We start from the raw sequence: 17,109 nt of genomic DNA on the forward strand, positions 1-17,109 counted from the left end.
CAGACCTCTTTTTTTATCATCTAAATCGTGTTTTTTCATAATCTGTAACTCTATCAAATAGTTATGACACCATTTCAAATAATATTTTGTTTTAATATTTTTACAATTCTATTTTTGTAGTATAATAATCACATCTTACTCCACCGAGGTGAACATATTGAACTTAAACAAAACGATAATATTTTCTTTAATACTTCTATTAACCATTATTTCCTCAGGATTCGGTTTTTACCTTTATCGTTCTTCTCATTCTCCCGATCAGCTTGACCAAGTTAAAACAATTAAGACTAAACATGAAACCTTACTTTCTACTATAGGCACGCAAGAAGCTGTCGAAACTTTCACTCTTTATTACGACAAACAATATGGCTACATCCATAGACTATTCGTTAAACCCCATACTTATGTAAAAAAGAATTCCCCGCTTTTAGAATATTTCAACCCATCGAAAGCAACACAACTTGATGATCAGCAACAACTAACTCTCAAACAAATCCAGCACAACTTCCCTAAATTATCATCTTCCCAACAGCAACAACTAACAGAAAGAACACTTCATCAATCACAATTCTTAAAAGATAAATCAGAAGTTTATACGCAAACTTATACCCCTATTAGCGGCTATATACATATGCTAAACAAATCTCCTTCTAAAAATAATCAGCCTATAATGCAAATCAATAGCAAAGAACGTATTATTCGTGCTACTATATCAGAATCTGAAAAAGATTTATTAAAAATAAATCAAAATATTTCAATCTATTCTAATGATAAAAATCGATTCATTGGAAAAGTTAAATATATTTCAAATATTCCAAAACAAATTAATAAGCAAACATCCATGTATCAAATTGAAATATCGACTCAACCACATTATGATATCGGCACCCACTTCAAAGTTAGACTCTATTCTGATCATATACGTATCCCTAAAAGTGCATTAGTAGAAAGCAAGTATGTCCTCGTTAAACTAAAAAATAAAATCGTAAAACGAGAAATTAAATACAATACTGCTAAGCAACATGGGTATATAAATGTTACACAAGGATTAATGTTGAATGAAAACGTTGTTTCTACGCCTTCAGCATCTTTAAAAAAGGTTTATAAATAAGTTATTTGTAATAATCATTTCAAAAACTTTACTTTTTAGTTGTTTTTTTATTAAATTACAGAAAATTTGAATTTGCTATGATAAATTTGAATTAGAAAAATGCTATTTTTAAGAAAAAAAGATATATCACAATCAATAATTTGTTTTATAAACACTTATTTGTTTACTTCTTAATTTTATTTAGTTATAATTAACTAAATAATATAGCATTAAATATAATTCTTTAAATTAATTTAATACTAAATTATGGCAGACACTTCGTATTTTTCAAAAAAAAGATATAAATATATAAAATCGGGTAAAAGCACTTATAGAGGTATATGTAAGTGTATATAATAGGGAGGTTTCAGTAATGGCTATTTCAAAAATAAATGATTGCTTCGAATTACTAGCAATGGTCACTTATGCTGACAAATTAAAAAGTATTATCAAAAAAGAATTCTCAATTAGCTTTGAGGAATTCGCAGTTTTAACTTATATTAGTGAACACAAAGAAGAGGAATACTATCTTAAAGATATTATTAACCACTTAAACTACAAACAACCACAAGTTGTAAAAGCTGTTAAAAACTTATCACAAGAAGATTATTTCGACAAAAAACGTAATGAACATGATGAAAGAACAGTATTAATTTTAGTTAATACTAAACAACGTAAAAAAATCGATGAATTATTAAAACGTGTTAACAAACGAATCACTGAAGCTAATGACGAAAACGAAGTCTAAGCTTCAACTCAAGTGATGATGTTTGATAAGAGATAGATAGATATAAACAGTTAATCTAACAACTTAATAGATTTCAATGTAAATATCTAACCATCTCATACCTATCTTTGAAAAGATAGGTATTTTTTAATGATAAATAGATTTGAAAAAGTATATAACGTGTCTGAAATCAAAAGGGATTTTATCCTCGTGCAATGTGCACGTGTGATAAAATCCCTTTTTGAGTCAATCGTTATCTTTCAATCCATTGTTCAATTGAACTAATAAAATCTGTATATACACTCTCAAATTTTTCTGGTTCTTCGATATGTGGCGCATGACCTGAGTCATTAAATACCATTTTAGTAATATTTTCAAAATGATCGTCTACACAATAATTATTTTTATCCTTAATCAAAGGATCATAAAATCCATTAATGATTAATGTTGGTACGTTGACCAATGGACGTTCTTCTTGTTCTTGTGCATTATAAGAGATTAGCGCTCTAATAGCGATAGCACTTTCCTCTGATGATGGTCTATAATACATTCTTTGATCTTGGAACCATCTCATTGTATTGTCTTGCTCTTTAAATAAAATTGGAAAAAGTAAAAGAACTGCCTCCGATTTATTAAAACCTGCAACTAAATCTTGATGTTCCACCATTAATTTAGTAAATCCGTGAGTAATATCCTCTCTTTTTGAAGCAACTGCAGTTAATGAAATTGTCTTAAATGGATATTTTTCGGTAAATCTTTTACCGATTAATCCACCCATATCATGTCCTAAGATATGTGCAGAGCTAATATTTAATTGCTCCATTAATATATACAAATCTTCAATATGATCCTCTAAATCAAAAGAATCACATCTAGATGATTTCCCATGACCACGTACATCATAAGTTATGACTCTATAGCGATCACTTAACCGTTCTGATAATTGTTTAAATGCTGCTAAGTTGCCATCTAATCCATGAATTAATACGATGGGAATGCCTTGCCCTACATCACGATAAGCAATTTCAATACCATTGCCTAATTGAATTTTGTCCATAGTGGCACCTCCCTTTAGTATGTACTATACCCATTTGAAAATACCTTTATGCCAATATTTAGAAGTTCTTAGCAAGAAATTGCTTTGAACTTCTTAGGGAGTAACTCTGTAATTTTTAATTTCTTAGTGTTACCCCCGCAAGGATGACTAGGTATCAATTAGTGTAACGTCCATTGATATCAGTCATCTACTGCGTATCATGAGCTTTAGCTCAGGTGTTCCTTCCCTTCTGCAAGAAATTGCTTTGAACTTCTTAGGGCGTTACTCTGTAATTTTTAATTTCTTAGTGTTACCCCCGCAAGGATGACTAGGTATCAATTAGTGTAACGTCCATTGATATCAGTCATCTACTGCGTGTCATGAGCTTTAGCTCAGGCGTTCCTCCCCTTCTGCAAGAAATTGCTTTGAACTTCTTAGGGCGTTACTCTGAAATTTTTAATTTCTTAGTGTTACCCTCGCAAGGATGACTAGATATCCATTAGGGTCATTTCGTTGACCAAATCATTTATAGCTCATGTGTAGATCATTCTCCTTTCTAAAGAAAAAAGCCTTCATTCGAAATACGAATGAAGACCTTCTCCCAACTTTTTTAACTTCTTGTTCTCTCTGATAATTTAATTGTACAGTAAATAATTAATATCACTAATAGAATCCATATAACTAATGAGAAAATTTGTGCGATATCTGGATTGGATACCATCGCATCAATCGTTTTTTGACAAACTAACAATCCTAACCCAGTAAATTCTAATTTTTTTAAATAGATTCCTGCAATACATAAAATAATACCCACAAAGAATACAAATTGATGACCATACATAGATATAGGTATAATCGACCAATTGAAATGGAATCCTTGCATAATAATAAGTATCAACGCTATTGCAGCTATTATAAATCCGCCTATCATTTCATATCGATTACTGTAGAGATAATTTTTTTTATTGATTCGATGATAAATCAATATGGATATTGGAAAAATCACTATGCTGTAAAACAAGCTAATGCCTGTAATCGCTTGAAATTGCACATATTGCTTGTCATATAAATATGAAATCAATATAAAATTAATAATAAAAAAGATGATAGGATTAAGTTCAAGCGCAAATAGATTACGTTGTATAATTAAAATAATTTGTGCTGGCGATTTCTGTCTATACTCTATGTAATCTTGATCTTTTGCCTCTGACTTTTGAATATCTATACGAAACTTTTCTTTAATATCATCTATAAGGTTTGGTGACATTCTCTTATGACTAAAGTAGTCATTTATATTTTCGAGTAGTACTTTATCATTTGTCCTCATGTTAAGCTCCTTTAATTACGCTTTCTAGATGCTTTGTTAATCTTAACTTCAATTACGGCAGACATTTCCTATCCGTATTTACTTCCGACATGCATTTTAATTACTTTTTCTTACTATCAATATAGCATTGTAACATAATTGAATTCCCATTTCTTCAACCTTATTTTTATTTTATATCAAAAATGAGTCATTATCCTTTATAACGATAAAACCTTGACATCAATCATTACACACAAAATAACCGACAAACACTGTAAGAAACTTAAAAAAGTAACTCAACATCGGTTTGTCGGCTATTCATATTTAAAATATTGATGACGTATTATTTACCTAAATCTACTCTATATAGTTTAACATTTTTATCTTTAGGTGAATTTGAACTAAATTGATAGCTAGCATTTTTATCTTTGATATATCCAAAGTTACCAGTAACATGATTATAATGAACGCGACTAGAAGCATTTGGACTTACACTGCGTTTAACTGCATTATATGTTGGACCGTTAGCTTTATTATAAGTCATAGATACATGTGTCACATGACCTCTATCTTTTTTACCATCTGCTGTTACTAATAATACACCTTTATTTGTTCTAAATTCATAGTAATGTTCTGAACCATTTTCATTATAAGAATAAATAGGACTGCTATATTTACCTAAGACGCTTTGCATTGATTCGCCTAATTTTACATTTTCTAATGATTGATCACCTTGTGTGATTTGTTGAACTGTTTGAATTGAATTACCAGTTGCTGCTTCGACGTGATTAACGTTTACTCCTGTGACAACTAGTCCTGAAACAAGTAATGATGCCATTAACTTTTTCATAAGCACTCTCTCCTTTATATCAATATCTCTTTCTTGTGCTTAATCACAGTATACTACAAATATTACTAATATGACAACATCATTACAAAATTATTACAAAGTTTAATACTTAAGTCGTAGTTATCTATCAAACCTCAATCATTAATTATGATTTTTTCTAATTGGGCAATGCTCTGTAATAAATTGCGTCACATCATCTATAAATCGTTGTTCTTCTTCTACAAATGGATATAAACTTGAAGTGTTATATACTAAAAAGTCCCCATGTTCGATTAAATCAACAACTTCTTTAGCTTCAAGCGTTGTCGTTCTTTCACCATATTCTCCTGCAATAATTAATGTAGGTGCCGCTACTTTTGAAAAAACATCGGAGATGCCTGTTGATTTAAATACATCTTCAATTGCTTGAATTTCTTCTTTAGTTGAAATTGAATTTGTATCTTCGACATGTTTTAAAAACTTATTCATTTTACGTGGTTTGTAATATTTTTTATCATTCAAGAATTTCGATTGTTTTTCATCATCCCAGTTACGAATGGTATGGGCATATTTTCTAAACAAACGCTCTTCTGGTAGTTCTCCTTCAACTGATGTAGGATTGACGAATGTTAATGAAGATACATAGCCAGGATATCTTACTGATAAATCTGCAATAATCATGGCAGCCATTTCATGTCCAATAAATGCGGCTTGGTCGATATATATAAAGTCTAGTAATGCTATGATATCATCCGCAAATTCTTGGAATGCAATATGTCTCGGTTTGTCAGAATAACCATGCCCTCTTAAATCAATCAGTACCACTTGGAATGACTTTGCTAACTTTTTAGCTACATCATTAAATACCGTATAGTTGTCGTATGCAGTGTGAATCAACACAACTGGGTATCCTTCACCTAATGTATTGTAATGTAGTGTTGTACCATCATTTCTAGTAAATAAATCCATTAGATCGTTCTCCTTCTAAATTAAAATTCTTCGGTAAAATATCCAATAATTCTTCAATCGTGGTAATGGTAAAATCAACTTCCTCTTCAAGTGGTTCTATTTCTGCATCTTCTTGTTTGAACCAAACACTTACCATTCCCATTGCACGTGCTGGTGCAACATCGTTTAAAGCATCGTCTCCAACGTACATAATTTCATCTGCTTTGACATCTAATTGATCAATCATATCCTCAAATATCTTTGGATGTGGTTTACGAAAACCTACAGTTTCAGATGTTGATAAGTAATTAATGACATGCATGATACCTAGTGAGTGTAGTCTAAATTGTTTAATTTTAGATTTACCATTAGCAATTACCCCAATAAGATAATCTGCTTTAGATAATCGTTCTAGTGTATATAACGTGTCATAATATGGAAATACGTAACGATAAAAATGCATTTCAAAATCATTAAATAAATCTTTCCAGGTTAAACGATCGATATGAAATTGTTTAATTATAGCTTTATATAAATCTGGCTTGTCATTGTCTTCATCGTCATCTAACTCAATGAACTTATTCTTAAAATCAGCTAATTGTACATGTACAAAATAATCATGAAATCTTTCATATTGTTCTTCAATAAATTTCTCACGTGATTTTACTCTATCTAGCAATGTGCCTTCTAAATCGAATACGATTGCTTTTATATGACTCAAATCCATCTTTTTAACCTCTTCATCGTTTATTAATTCTTATTTTAGCAAATGAATGACATTAGCGTAATACTTTAGATTGTGATAATAAAATATAACATAATACCGGAATACCTAATAACGCCATTATAATACTAGCAGGTATTTGTATGGGATGAATCACAATACTACCTATAAAATCAGCTAACGCCATCACTATTGCACCAATGATGATATTTAAAACCATTTGCATTCCGAGCTCAAAACGCCAATAATAACGTCGAATCAATTGAGGCACAATCATGCCAATGAAGCCAATAATACCTACATAAGCGACTACAACAGCTGTGACAACAGAGGCTATGGTAAGTACCATAAAGGTCATACGTTGTACATTTAAACCTAACGATTGCCCTTTCAACTCTCCTAGTTGCAATAATTTAATTGGACGTAATAATAATCCTAGACCCATAACTGACAATGCCAATACAATGGCTATCATGATATCATTTTCAATTTCTGCAGAAGCAAAGCCGCCAAATAAATAATTCGCCACTGTATTTAACTTCTGCGGTTTTATCAATATCAATATATATAATAAAGCATTAAATAATGCCCCTATCATCAATCCAAGTAGAATCAATACACGAACAGGGTACCCCGTAGATAACGCCATCGTTAGACTTAATACAATGATTAGCGTTATGAGGCTAAATCCTATTGAAAAGAAGGGTATCCATAAAAAGCTCAGTCCTAAAAATAAGGCTAAGCCTGAACCAAACGTAGCACCACTGGCTAAACCCAATGTAAAACTATCTGCAAGTGGATTATTGAGTACCGTCTGAAACATTTGCCCAGCCAATGTTAATGTCGCTCCAGTAAGTAATGCTTCTAACACCCTAGGTAGTCTTACTTTCAATAAAATTGTTTGGTTAAACGGATCAGACAAGTCACCAATTTGCCACATTAAACTCATTAGAATAGTGACAGTTAATATCAATGTCCAAATTAAAATAACCTTTATCTTTTTCATAATACTCTCATTTCTAATACATTTTCATTATTGTGCCCATCATAACAAACTTTAAATCAAAAAAGTACTAGTCTCACATTGACATAGCTAACTGACATCGTTCATTATATATCTGCTTCATGTGTACTAGTACTTTTAGAAATCATTATTTTTGATAAATAGCATCCCTTAGTTCTTTTAAGCCGTCGTCTATTCTTGGACCTGGGCGTGATATTTCATCACCATTAACTGTTTCAATACGATGATGTTTCACAGCATTCGTTTTATCAAAGCCACCACGTTTTTCAATGATTTTTTCATATTCAGCCTGTGACTTTCCTTCCGTAGATATTAAAATATCTGGATTGTGTTTGACGATGCTTTCTTTACTGACTGATTTCCAACCATCAATATCATCAAAGCTATTTTTAGTATCTAATTGTTTTAACATATCATTAAAGAATGTATGTTTACCGGCAGTATATATCTCTGGTTGAGATGATACTTCCATAAATACTTTTGGTTGCTTTTGGTGTTTAGGGATGGATTGAATCACTTTGTCGACATTATCTTTAGTTTCATTTACTAACTGATTGGCTTGCTTTTCACGATGGGTTAACTTCCCAATTGATTTAAATGTCTCATATGTTTCTTTAAGTGATTGTGCATCTTTAACGTAAACAACTTTCACACCCTCTTTTTTCAAAGCATCTAAAACCTTGCCCGAAGATGATTTTTGAGATTCGTGTGCTAATATTAAATCAGGTTTTGCCTTTAACAAGGCTTCTTTATTCAAATTCATCGCATCAAATTGCTTTTTCCCTTTTTTAACATTTTTAGGATAGTCATCAACGGTAGACACACCCACAATACGATTTTCTAGTCCAAGTTCATATAAAATTTCAGTATTACTTGGCATCAATGAAACAATACGATGATATGGTGTCTTACCTGTAGTAGATTGATTTTTAGAACCTTTATCTGATTGATGCTGATCATTTTGGCTGCATCCTGCAAGAATTATCAATAATGACATCATAATTATCCAAAAATTACGTTTCATGTTTGCTCATTCCATTCATTTTTATTTTAATATGTATATCACTTCATTTTATCATATCAAATTTCACATATTTTTCATTAGATTTTCAAATCATTTTAAAATATTTTTAATAAAAATATCCTATCACTATTTTTATAGTAATAGGATATCCCAAGTATGCTATTTGATATTTTAATGTTAGTTTTTAACCTTTTCTAATCATGGTCTTCAAGTATAACTTTTTGGTCCCATTTGCCAAATTGATAATAGGCAAATGCAAATAAACTACTAATGATAAAACCTGTACCGATGCCCATACCAATACCTATTTGGCCAAACATTTTTGAGAATAGTCCTGTTAATGGAAACCGTAGTATCCAAAATGAAATAATATTTAAAACTAATACTTGGTACATTGCACCAGATGCCCTTACGATACCATTTAATACAAAATTCAATCCTAAAAATGGAAAACAAAGCGCTACAATACGTAAATAGTGCGTACCAAAATCAACAGCTTGTTTATCCTGTATAAAGAACTTAATAGCAAATTCTGCAACTACCATTACAACTATGGCAATAGTAATCATAATAGCGAAATTATATAATACTGATACTTTCGCAATTTGACGAACTCTCTTCCAGTTACCGACACCAATATTCTGACCTGCCATACTATTCACTGCAGTTCCAAGTGCCATTGCCGGTAACATAATTAAACTGTCTACCCTTTGAGAAGCACTAAACCCTGCTACAGTGTCACCACCAAATTGGGTAACCACACTAAGTATAGCGGCATTACCACCTTGAATCACTGCCATCTGTAAGCCTGCGGGTATACCTAATTTCAAAATTAAGATGACTTCATCTTTTTGAGGCAGTTTAGGGACTGTAAAAGGAATAAGTTGATGCTTAAGTGAATGATATAAACTATACAGAAAAGCTAGGCCTTGTGATACGACTGTCGATAATGCGGCACCAACCATACCTAATTGAAAAACACCAATAAATAATGGCGCTAAAATAGCATTAAGTACTACTGCTAAAAATACAATACGCATGGGTGTCTTACTATCTCCGAGTGCACGCGATACCGTATTTACAAAGTTATAACCAAATAAGAATAAAATACCTAAAAAACTAATCTGCAAATATGTCGTTGCTTGTCCTAATAAAGTGGTGGGCGTACCAATCAATAATAGTAAATGTTTTGAAAATATGAATCCAACCACACCAAATAATAGAGCCATTGACGTCATCACAACAACAAATGCATTTAAATATTGCTTAAGACCTTTATAGTCTTTTTTACCGTAATATTGAGATAATATCGTTAAAACTGCATTATTTAAACCTAAAATAAATGAAAGTATTGTTATTAAAATAGTAGTGGAAATCGCCACAGCACCCAGTGCGTGAGCCCCTAATAAATTTCCTACCCATAAGCTATCTATAATTTGAAATGAGGTTTGAAGTAGATTGGTTAACATGATGGGGCCTGAAAATAAAACCAATCCTTTAAATATATTGCCATGTGTAAAATCACGTTGCTGACTCGGCATTCAGACACCCCCTTTGTATTTGTAACTTTTCATATATCAATTCATTTATGATATCTATTCCCATATATCATGTCAATTTAACCCATATAAGAAATTAAGCCATACAAAATAAAAACTGCACTACAAGTAGACCAACTTGTAATGCAGTAGATTGAAATTAATTTGATAACTTTTATGTTTCAAGCATGTGTTCTTTAGGATTTGGTCCATATTGGTTCGTACCTTTTTCACTGTCTTGAACACAATACACTAATGCCATAATTGAAATAACAATACTTCCAATGGCAAATATAATTGCCATAATAGATAATACAATAATGACAACAATATTTAAATGCTCTAGTTGAGAAAACCATCCATAGTCATTTGCCATTTGATTTATCGGGTTTAAAAGGGTTAATACTAAATAGATGACGGGTATCGTTTTACCTTTTCCAATATCGTGAAATCGCCTTACAGAAATTGTAAACATCGGTACTGTAAAAATGAGATACACGATATAAAAGACAGTGTCATAAATGATTTTTCCATGCTGAAGTGGTACTAATATTAACGATGCAATAATCGCAATCATTAATAAACAAATCATGTTAAATAAAACCGGCCACCAAAAATCTTTTCTTCGTGTCCTACCCTCTAATATCAATGCCTTTTGCCAAAACGCTTTATAAGACCTTAACATTTTGTACCCCTTTCACAAAAATTTATTTCAATATCTATTATATAATTTATCAATTATCATTCAATATGACTAGAATTTTTCAATTAATTAAAAAACATATTTACTTTAAAAGAACTAATACATTTTGGTCGTCTAATCATTGACAGATGATTCAAAATAAGTATCTAAAAATGTATAATGTGTACCATTCTTAATATTAAAGTAATTTTTACCGAAGTTATCTAACAATGCATGGAATTCATTCGCATCTTGATTGGTAAATGTTGAAGGTAATTGTATTTCTTTTTTAAATTTATCGTAACTATCCGTATTCGTATAACCGAGTTTGGCATATAATCGTCTCGTGTAACTATCTGGGATAAACTCAACCCCACCAAAAATATACACGATTAATACATCCGCTGTTTCACTGCCAATGCCACGTATGCTTAATAATTCTTTTCTAAGATCATCCCTGTATTGTGTAACAATACCATTATAATCAAAATGATGTTGATCTAACCATAAGAACAATGCATGAATCGCTTTAGCCTTATTTTTATAGAAACCACTAGATTTAATCACCATTTGTAAGTCTTCTAATGGCATATTTAATATATATTTCGGGTTAAAATCCGTTGCTTCTTTTAATGATTGTAAAGCTAAATCTGCATTTCTCCAATTAGTGTTTTGAACAAGTATCGCTCCTAACATCATTTCAATGTTACTGTCTGCAGGCCACCAATGTTGAGGACCCATGTTTTGATATAAAATGTTATATAATTCTTCTGTTTGTAACAAAATATCCCCCATTTTCATAGTCATAAAAACACCCTTATAACCATAGAGCTATAAGGGTTTAATCAAATTTAATATTACATTGTCTCCGGTGCAGATACGCCAACTAATGCTAATGCATTGTTTAAAGTAATTCTTACTGCTTCTACAAGCGCAATGTGAGCTTTTGTTTTTTCAATATCATCTGTTAATACCTTTTCAGCATTATAGAATTTATGGAAGTGTGACGCTAAATCTTGAATATAATTTGTCATACGATGTGGTGCTCTTGAGTCTGCTGCACTTTCAATTGTTGGTTCAAACTCTGCCACTTTTTTCAATAATTCAATTGCTTTTTCATTAGTGATTTTTGAAAAATCAACGTCCGTACTAATGTCTATACCTTGTTCTTTAGCTTGTTTTAAGATAGAACAAATACGTGCATGACCATATTGTGCATAATAAACTGGGTTATCTTGCGATTGTTCTTTCGCTAATTCCATATCAAAATCAAAGTGTGTATCAGGGCTACGCATTGTTAAGAAATAACGTGCCGCATCGACACCGACTTCATCCATAATTTCACGTAATGTAATAGCATTACCTGTACGTTTACTCATTTTAACTTCTTCGCCATTTTGCATTAGACGTACCATTTGCATAATTTGAATTTCTAAGCGATCACTATCTACACCAAATGTTTCTAGAGATGCTTTCAAACGGTTGATATAACCGTGATGGTCAGCACCCATTAAATCAATTAAAATATCATTACCACGTTGTACTTTATCAAAATGATAAGCAATGTCAGGTAAGAAATAAGTGTAATTGCCATCTTTTTTGATTAACACTCTGTCTTTGTCATCTTTAAAATCCGATGTACGTAACCAAGTTGCACCATCCGCTTCATATGTGTAACCTAAGTCATTCATTTTAGCTAATACTTCTTTAATCTCGCCTTTTTCATAAAGAGACGTTTCACTAAACCAATTATCAAAATGTGTATTGAAGTCTGATAAATCTTTCTTCAATTTAGACATTTCATAATCAACACCAAGTTGTCTAAATGTCTTCAGACGTTCGTCATCACTATAATCTTTGATTTCTGGGTGTTTATCCGCTAAATCTTTACCGATTTCAACGATATCTTTACCATTATAGCCATCTTCTGGCATTTCATAACTGTTATCACCTAATGCTTCAAAGAAACGTGTTTCAATTGAACGTGCAAGATTTGAAATTTGATTACCGGCATCATTAATATAATATTCACGTGTCACATGATAACCTGCTGCTATTAAAATATTAGCTAATGTATCACCAACTGCCGCATTACGCGCATGGCCAATATGCAAGTCTCCTGTTGGATTGGCTGATACATATTCAAGTAAAATATTTTTATTTTTAGATGCTTCTGCTTTACCGAACTGATCGCCTTTTTGAATAGCTTCTGGAATAATATCTGTTAAATATTGGTTATCTAAATAAAAATTGATAAATCCTGGCCCAGCAATATCTACCTTTTTAACATGCGCTTTACTAGCATCTAAATGATCCACGATGGCTTGTGCAATTTCACGTGGATTACGTTTAGCTATTTTAGTAAGTACCATTGCAATATTCGTTGAATAGTCGCCATTTTTTACATCTTTAGGAATCTCTATTTTAATTTCTGGAATGTCATTTGCTAATTCAGCTTTTTTAATACTTGCTTCAATTTCTTCAACTAGCGTCTGTTTGACTTGTTCTATTATGTTCATTAGCCTAACTCCTTGTAATTTATTTCGTATTGGTATGAACCCATCTTCTCTTCATTTTGAAATAATTCGTAATGTACTTTCAGTTTACCACCATCTGGGGTAACAAAATGTAGAATACTTAACGTTTTAACATTTAACGGAATACGGCCTGCAGGTATATCATAAAATGTAGTTGTTTCAGCACCTTCTACAAAATGAAAGTTCATATTAATATCGCCTTTTCGAATCAATTTTACGCCATCTTCTTCTATTTTAATGGTTACGTTAACATTAGCATCATCTATATGTTCAGTATATCTAATGATGTGAGATTGACGTTTGTGCCATGATCCTTCAGTAGTAAAATCAAACTTCTCTTTTTCGCCATTTTGTTTAATTATCTGTTTCGTTTGGATTTTAACATTATTTTCCAATTTACTACTCCCTTATCCTACACAATAATACATGATATTATAGCATAATTGCCCTATTGCTTGTAGTATTGGGGGATTTAATTTATTAATAAATATAAAAAGCGGATAAGCCAAAAATAGCTTATCCACTCATTTCATACTATCTAACCTCAATAACATCTTCTAATGATTCTATTTCAACAATATGTCTTTGATATTTACTTTTTACAAGTTGATACTTATAGAAATATACGATGCCGAAAATCAGTGTTGTCATGAATATTAATTTATTCATTTTTTTACCTCATATTCTATAATGATATTTATTTCTTTTTTTATATTATCATCATCATAACTATGAGTAAATATGATTTATCCACGTTTATTAATTATTGAAAGGTACCATCTTTATAAATCACTTTTTCCTTATTACCATCAATAAATTGATTGTAATTGTCATTTTGGAAGTCCGTTAATAACGCTTTAGACGTACCGTATTTTAGTATGCCACCGTCAGTAATGATTTGCATTTTCCTAAATAGCAAACCATCTTTGAGACGAATTTCTTTTAACGGTTCATAATCTAAAATGTCAGCGTCTCTAATTTCAAATGTTTTAAATGCAATAGTTAAACATGCCAACGTTTCTTCCCCTAAATAATAGACATGCAAATCTTCTTGTTTATGTTGTCCCACTAGAAGTCTACCTTTAACAAAGGTGTATTCCGGAAATTTCAATTCTAAAAAATCAATCAGTTCTTCTTCTTTTAATTTGAATTGCATAAACCCATCCCCCTATTCTCTTTTAGATTGAATATAGATAATGACTACTTTAAAAAACTGGCTACTCATTTCTAAATAGAAATGAGTAGCTTATTTATAGTTTTATGTAATTATTTATAAAATTTAAAGACCTGCTTGCGAAGCAATAATATAACCTAATGTAAATCCAATTAATGCAAAAACAATTGCAGCAATGATAATAACTATACCATGTACTTTTTTACCTTTACTAATTGTTAAAGCCCCAAAAACAACACCTGCTGGACCAAATATAATTGGCAGTATAATTAGTGATAACCCAGAAAAGACCCATCCAAGGATTATAAAAACTAACGCATTGTTATCTTTTTATTGTTCAGACATATAATACCTCCTTATTTTTTATTTAATTTAAATATACATTTTTTTGATGAATTTGTTAATACTTTCAAACATTTTATTAATATATTTCAAAAATAATACTTTAAATATTAATACCCTTATAAAAATAAGGTTACTTCTTCCTATATTTTTTATAAGGAAAAGTAACCTATAATATCAAATTAATATTAAGTTAAAACTCTAATTGTTTAGATAAAATTCATTTACATTTACAATTGGGTTTATCCCAATGCCTTAAACAATTCTTCTGTAGAGTTGTTCCACATTTCTTCATTATGATTTTGTAAAAATGTTTTTAATACTTTTTTATTGTCTTCACCAATATGGTCGATAATAATTTGATGTTTCATTGATTTATCCATCATATTAACGTGTTCTGGCATACTCTTATATCCACGTCTAATACTTTTGTTTACTAATAAGTAACATGCCGTTACACCTGCATAATAAGGACCGTTTTCGCCTCTTTCAGTTGTAACCCAACATAACCAGTATTCTTTAGCTTCTTCGCCTTCTACTTCTGATTTATCTGTAATCCATTTTACGCCTTTTTCAACTTTGGCACGGGCATGCATACCACCAATATCAACAAAAGCTTCTTGATTCTCAACATCTATAAAGACAGGCGCAATATTATCTAAACTAATTGAACCGATATTTGTACCTTTATGGCCATCTAATGGGTCATTTTTTATGATGTTAAAATTAAATCCTTTTTTCTCAGTCACCATCGGTACCTCCTCATACAATTTTCAACTGATTACTATATTAAATGAGCTAGCACATTCTATCAAATCATTAATTTAATTCATTTAATAGATTGATAATAGAGCCTTTAATCATGTCATCTTCAATATTTAAAACTAATTCTTTAGGGTAGTACAATTTATAATCTTCTCTATTAATTCCTGTAATACTATTTATCACTAGGGATTGATTACTAATTTCTCTTATCGTACCATCTCGTCTTAATAAATGAATTGGTTTACGATTGGAACCCGGTCTATCATAATCATAAGGCAAGTCAGAAAATGATTCGCTCACGAAATAATAATCCGGATTAATACCACCTGCTTCAAACAATTCTTGAAGTTCAGAGATGGTAATAATCGAACCATCAAATGGAATGTATTTAAATAAATCACGATTAATAAAACGACGTGATAAATCACTTAAAATCTCGTCATCTTCATCAATCCATTTTTTCAAATAATATAAGACAACCGCTTCATCTAAATCTACATATTGTTGAATTGTCATTGTGCCTTCAAAGAATGGAATAAAATCTTCTGGTGATTTTTTAAATTGATAACCTTCATTATATAATTGCTTTGCTCTTTTCAAACAATTATTAAGCAATACTTCTCCACCTCGACTAACTGGATGGAAATAAATTTGCCAATACATTTGATAACGACTCATGATAAAATTTTCAACTGCATGCATACCGCTTTCTTTAATTAACACTTCGTCTTTTGATGGACGCATTAATCGTAATATACGTTCCATATCAAACGCACCATAAGACACGCCAGTAAAATACGCATCGCGTTGTAAATAGTCCATTCTATCAGCATCAATTTGAGACGATATCATAGAAATAACTAGTTTATTGTGATGTGTTTTATTAATCACATCTGCCACTTCTTGAGGAAATGTATCTGACACACGACTTAGCACTTCATTTACTTCAGTATCACCTGTAATAATCGCCTGAGTAAACGCTTCGTGATCCGTATTGAAAATCTTTTCAAAGCTATGAGAGAAAGGGCCATGACCCAAATCATGTAACAATGCAGCACATAAAGCAAGAGGACGATCATTGTTATCCCACGCGTCACGACCTTCAAACGTTTCATCTATCATGCGGCGAACAATTTCATAAACGCCTAAAGAGTGACCAAAACGACTATGTTCAGCTGTATGAAAGGAAAGATATAATGTGCCAAGTTGCTTAATTCTACGTAATCGTTGAAATTCTTTTGTCTTAACTAAATCCCAAATCAATTGGTCTTTAACGTGGATATACCTATGTATAGGATCTTTAAATACCTTTTCCTCTGCTAATTTACTCGTTGTATACGATGATTGTGTCATGTAATACCTC

Annotated in this window: 18 protein-coding genes; 2 read left to right on the forward strand and 16 right to left on the reverse strand. The window is 31.2% G+C overall.

Annotated features, from left to right (window positions below; genetic code table 11):
- Nucleotides 1-148 precede the first annotated feature (148 nt).
- A complete protein-coding gene (locus AC2D8K_RS08620; protein ID WP_232501525.1) occupies nucleotides 149-1,111 on the forward strand; it encodes an efflux RND transporter periplasmic adaptor subunit in 963 nt (320 codons plus the stop codon).
- A 352-nt stretch (nucleotides 1,112-1,463) separates the two neighbouring features.
- A complete protein-coding gene (gene sarA / locus AC2D8K_RS08625; RefSeq protein ID WP_002451055.1) occupies nucleotides 1,464-1,838 on the forward strand; it encodes a global transcriptional regulator SarA in 375 nt (124 codons plus the stop codon).
- A 232-nt stretch (nucleotides 1,839-2,070) separates the two neighbouring features.
- Here sarA and AC2D8K_RS08630 read toward each other — a convergent pair whose 3' ends face one another.
- From AC2D8K_RS08630 to AC2D8K_RS08705, 16 genes are all read right to left on the reverse strand, one after another.
- Entirely contained in the window at nucleotides 2,071-2,874 is an 804-nt protein-coding gene (locus tag AC2D8K_RS08630) for an alpha/beta fold hydrolase (protein ID WP_002451056.1), read from the reverse strand.
- 589 nt (nucleotides 2,875-3,463) lie between these two features.
- A complete protein-coding gene (locus AC2D8K_RS08635) occupies nucleotides 3,464-4,180 on the reverse strand; it encodes a hypothetical protein (RefSeq protein ID WP_484698494.1) in 717 nt (238 codons plus the stop codon).
- 322 nt (nucleotides 4,181-4,502) lie between these two features.
- The gene (locus AC2D8K_RS08640) at nucleotides 4,503-5,009 is read right to left on the reverse strand and encodes an SA0570 family protein (RefSeq protein ID WP_484698496.1); all 507 of its coding nucleotides are present in this window, start codon (nucleotides 5,007-5,009) and stop codon (nucleotides 4,503-4,505) included.
- Nucleotides 5,010-5,150: 141 nt separating this feature from the next.
- Complete coding sequence (locus AC2D8K_RS08645) at nucleotides 5,151-5,957, reverse strand: alpha/beta fold hydrolase (protein WP_002451059.1); 807 nt, start codon at nucleotides 5,955-5,957, stop codon at nucleotides 5,151-5,153.
- Entirely contained in the window at nucleotides 5,941-6,663 is a 723-nt protein-coding gene (locus tag AC2D8K_RS08650; protein WP_002451060.1) for an HAD family hydrolase, read from the reverse strand. The genes AC2D8K_RS08645 and AC2D8K_RS08650 overlap by 17 nt, the downstream gene beginning before the upstream one ends.
- A 52-nt stretch (nucleotides 6,664-6,715) precedes the next feature.
- Nucleotides 6,716-7,666 carry a FecCD family ABC transporter permease gene (locus AC2D8K_RS08655; protein ID WP_107533013.1) on the reverse strand — a complete coding sequence of 317 codons (951 nt, stop codon included), beginning with the start codon at nucleotides 7,664-7,666 and terminating at the stop codon, nucleotides 6,716-6,718.
- 145 nt (nucleotides 7,667-7,811) lie between these two features.
- Complete coding sequence (locus tag AC2D8K_RS08660; protein ID WP_002451062.1) at nucleotides 7,812-8,708, reverse strand: ABC transporter substrate-binding protein; 897 nt, start codon at nucleotides 8,706-8,708, stop codon at nucleotides 7,812-7,814.
- A 194-nt stretch (nucleotides 8,709-8,902) separates the two neighbouring features.
- Nucleotides 8,903-10,249 (reverse strand): MATE family efflux transporter, encoded by a 1,347-nt coding sequence (locus tag AC2D8K_RS08665; protein ID WP_484698498.1) that lies wholly within the window; start codon nucleotides 10,247-10,249, stop codon nucleotides 8,903-8,905.
- A 172-nt stretch (nucleotides 10,250-10,421) separates the two neighbouring features.
- The gene (locus AC2D8K_RS08670) at nucleotides 10,422-10,931 is read right to left on the reverse strand and encodes a DUF805 domain-containing protein (protein ID WP_002451064.1); all 510 of its coding nucleotides are present in this window, start codon (nucleotides 10,929-10,931) and stop codon (nucleotides 10,422-10,424) included.
- A gap of 132 nt (nucleotides 10,932-11,063) precedes the next feature.
- Nucleotides 11,064-11,711 carry an endonuclease III domain-containing protein gene (locus AC2D8K_RS08675; RefSeq protein WP_037552033.1) on the reverse strand — a complete coding sequence of 216 codons (648 nt, stop codon included), beginning with the start codon at nucleotides 11,709-11,711 and terminating at the stop codon, nucleotides 11,064-11,066.
- Nucleotides 11,712-11,785: 74 nt separating this feature from the next.
- The gene (gene argS / locus AC2D8K_RS08680) at nucleotides 11,786-13,447 is read right to left on the reverse strand and encodes an arginine--tRNA ligase (protein WP_002451066.1); all 1,662 of its coding nucleotides are present in this window, start codon (nucleotides 13,445-13,447) and stop codon (nucleotides 11,786-11,788) included.
- A complete protein-coding gene (locus AC2D8K_RS08685; RefSeq protein ID WP_002451067.1) occupies nucleotides 13,447-13,860 on the reverse strand; it encodes a YwiB family protein in 414 nt (137 codons plus the stop codon). Before AC2D8K_RS08685 ends, argS begins: the two co-directional genes overlap by 1 nt.
- 139 nt (nucleotides 13,861-13,999) lie before the next feature.
- Nucleotides 14,000-14,134, reverse strand: coding sequence for a hypothetical protein (locus AC2D8K_RS08690; RefSeq protein WP_484698500.1), 135 nt, complete (start codon nucleotides 14,132-14,134; stop codon nucleotides 14,000-14,002).
- Between the two features lie 94 nt (nucleotides 14,135-14,228).
- Nucleotides 14,229-14,621 carry a hypothetical protein gene (locus tag AC2D8K_RS08695; protein ID WP_002451069.1) on the reverse strand — a complete coding sequence of 131 codons (393 nt, stop codon included), beginning with the start codon at nucleotides 14,619-14,621 and terminating at the stop codon, nucleotides 14,229-14,231.
- Nucleotides 14,622-15,223: 602 nt separating this feature from the next.
- Nucleotides 15,224-15,733: a YwhD family protein gene (locus AC2D8K_RS08700; RefSeq protein WP_002451070.1), complete on the reverse strand. Its 510-nt coding sequence runs from the start codon at nucleotides 15,731-15,733 to the stop codon at nucleotides 15,224-15,226.
- A 67-nt stretch (nucleotides 15,734-15,800) separates the two neighbouring features.
- Complete coding sequence (locus tag AC2D8K_RS08705) at nucleotides 15,801-17,099, reverse strand: HD domain-containing protein (RefSeq protein WP_002451071.1); 1,299 nt, start codon at nucleotides 17,097-17,099, stop codon at nucleotides 15,801-15,803.
- Nucleotides 17,100-17,109 lie beyond the last annotated feature (10 nt).

The sequence above is a fragment of the Staphylococcus sp. 510 genome (assembly GCF_057219715.1).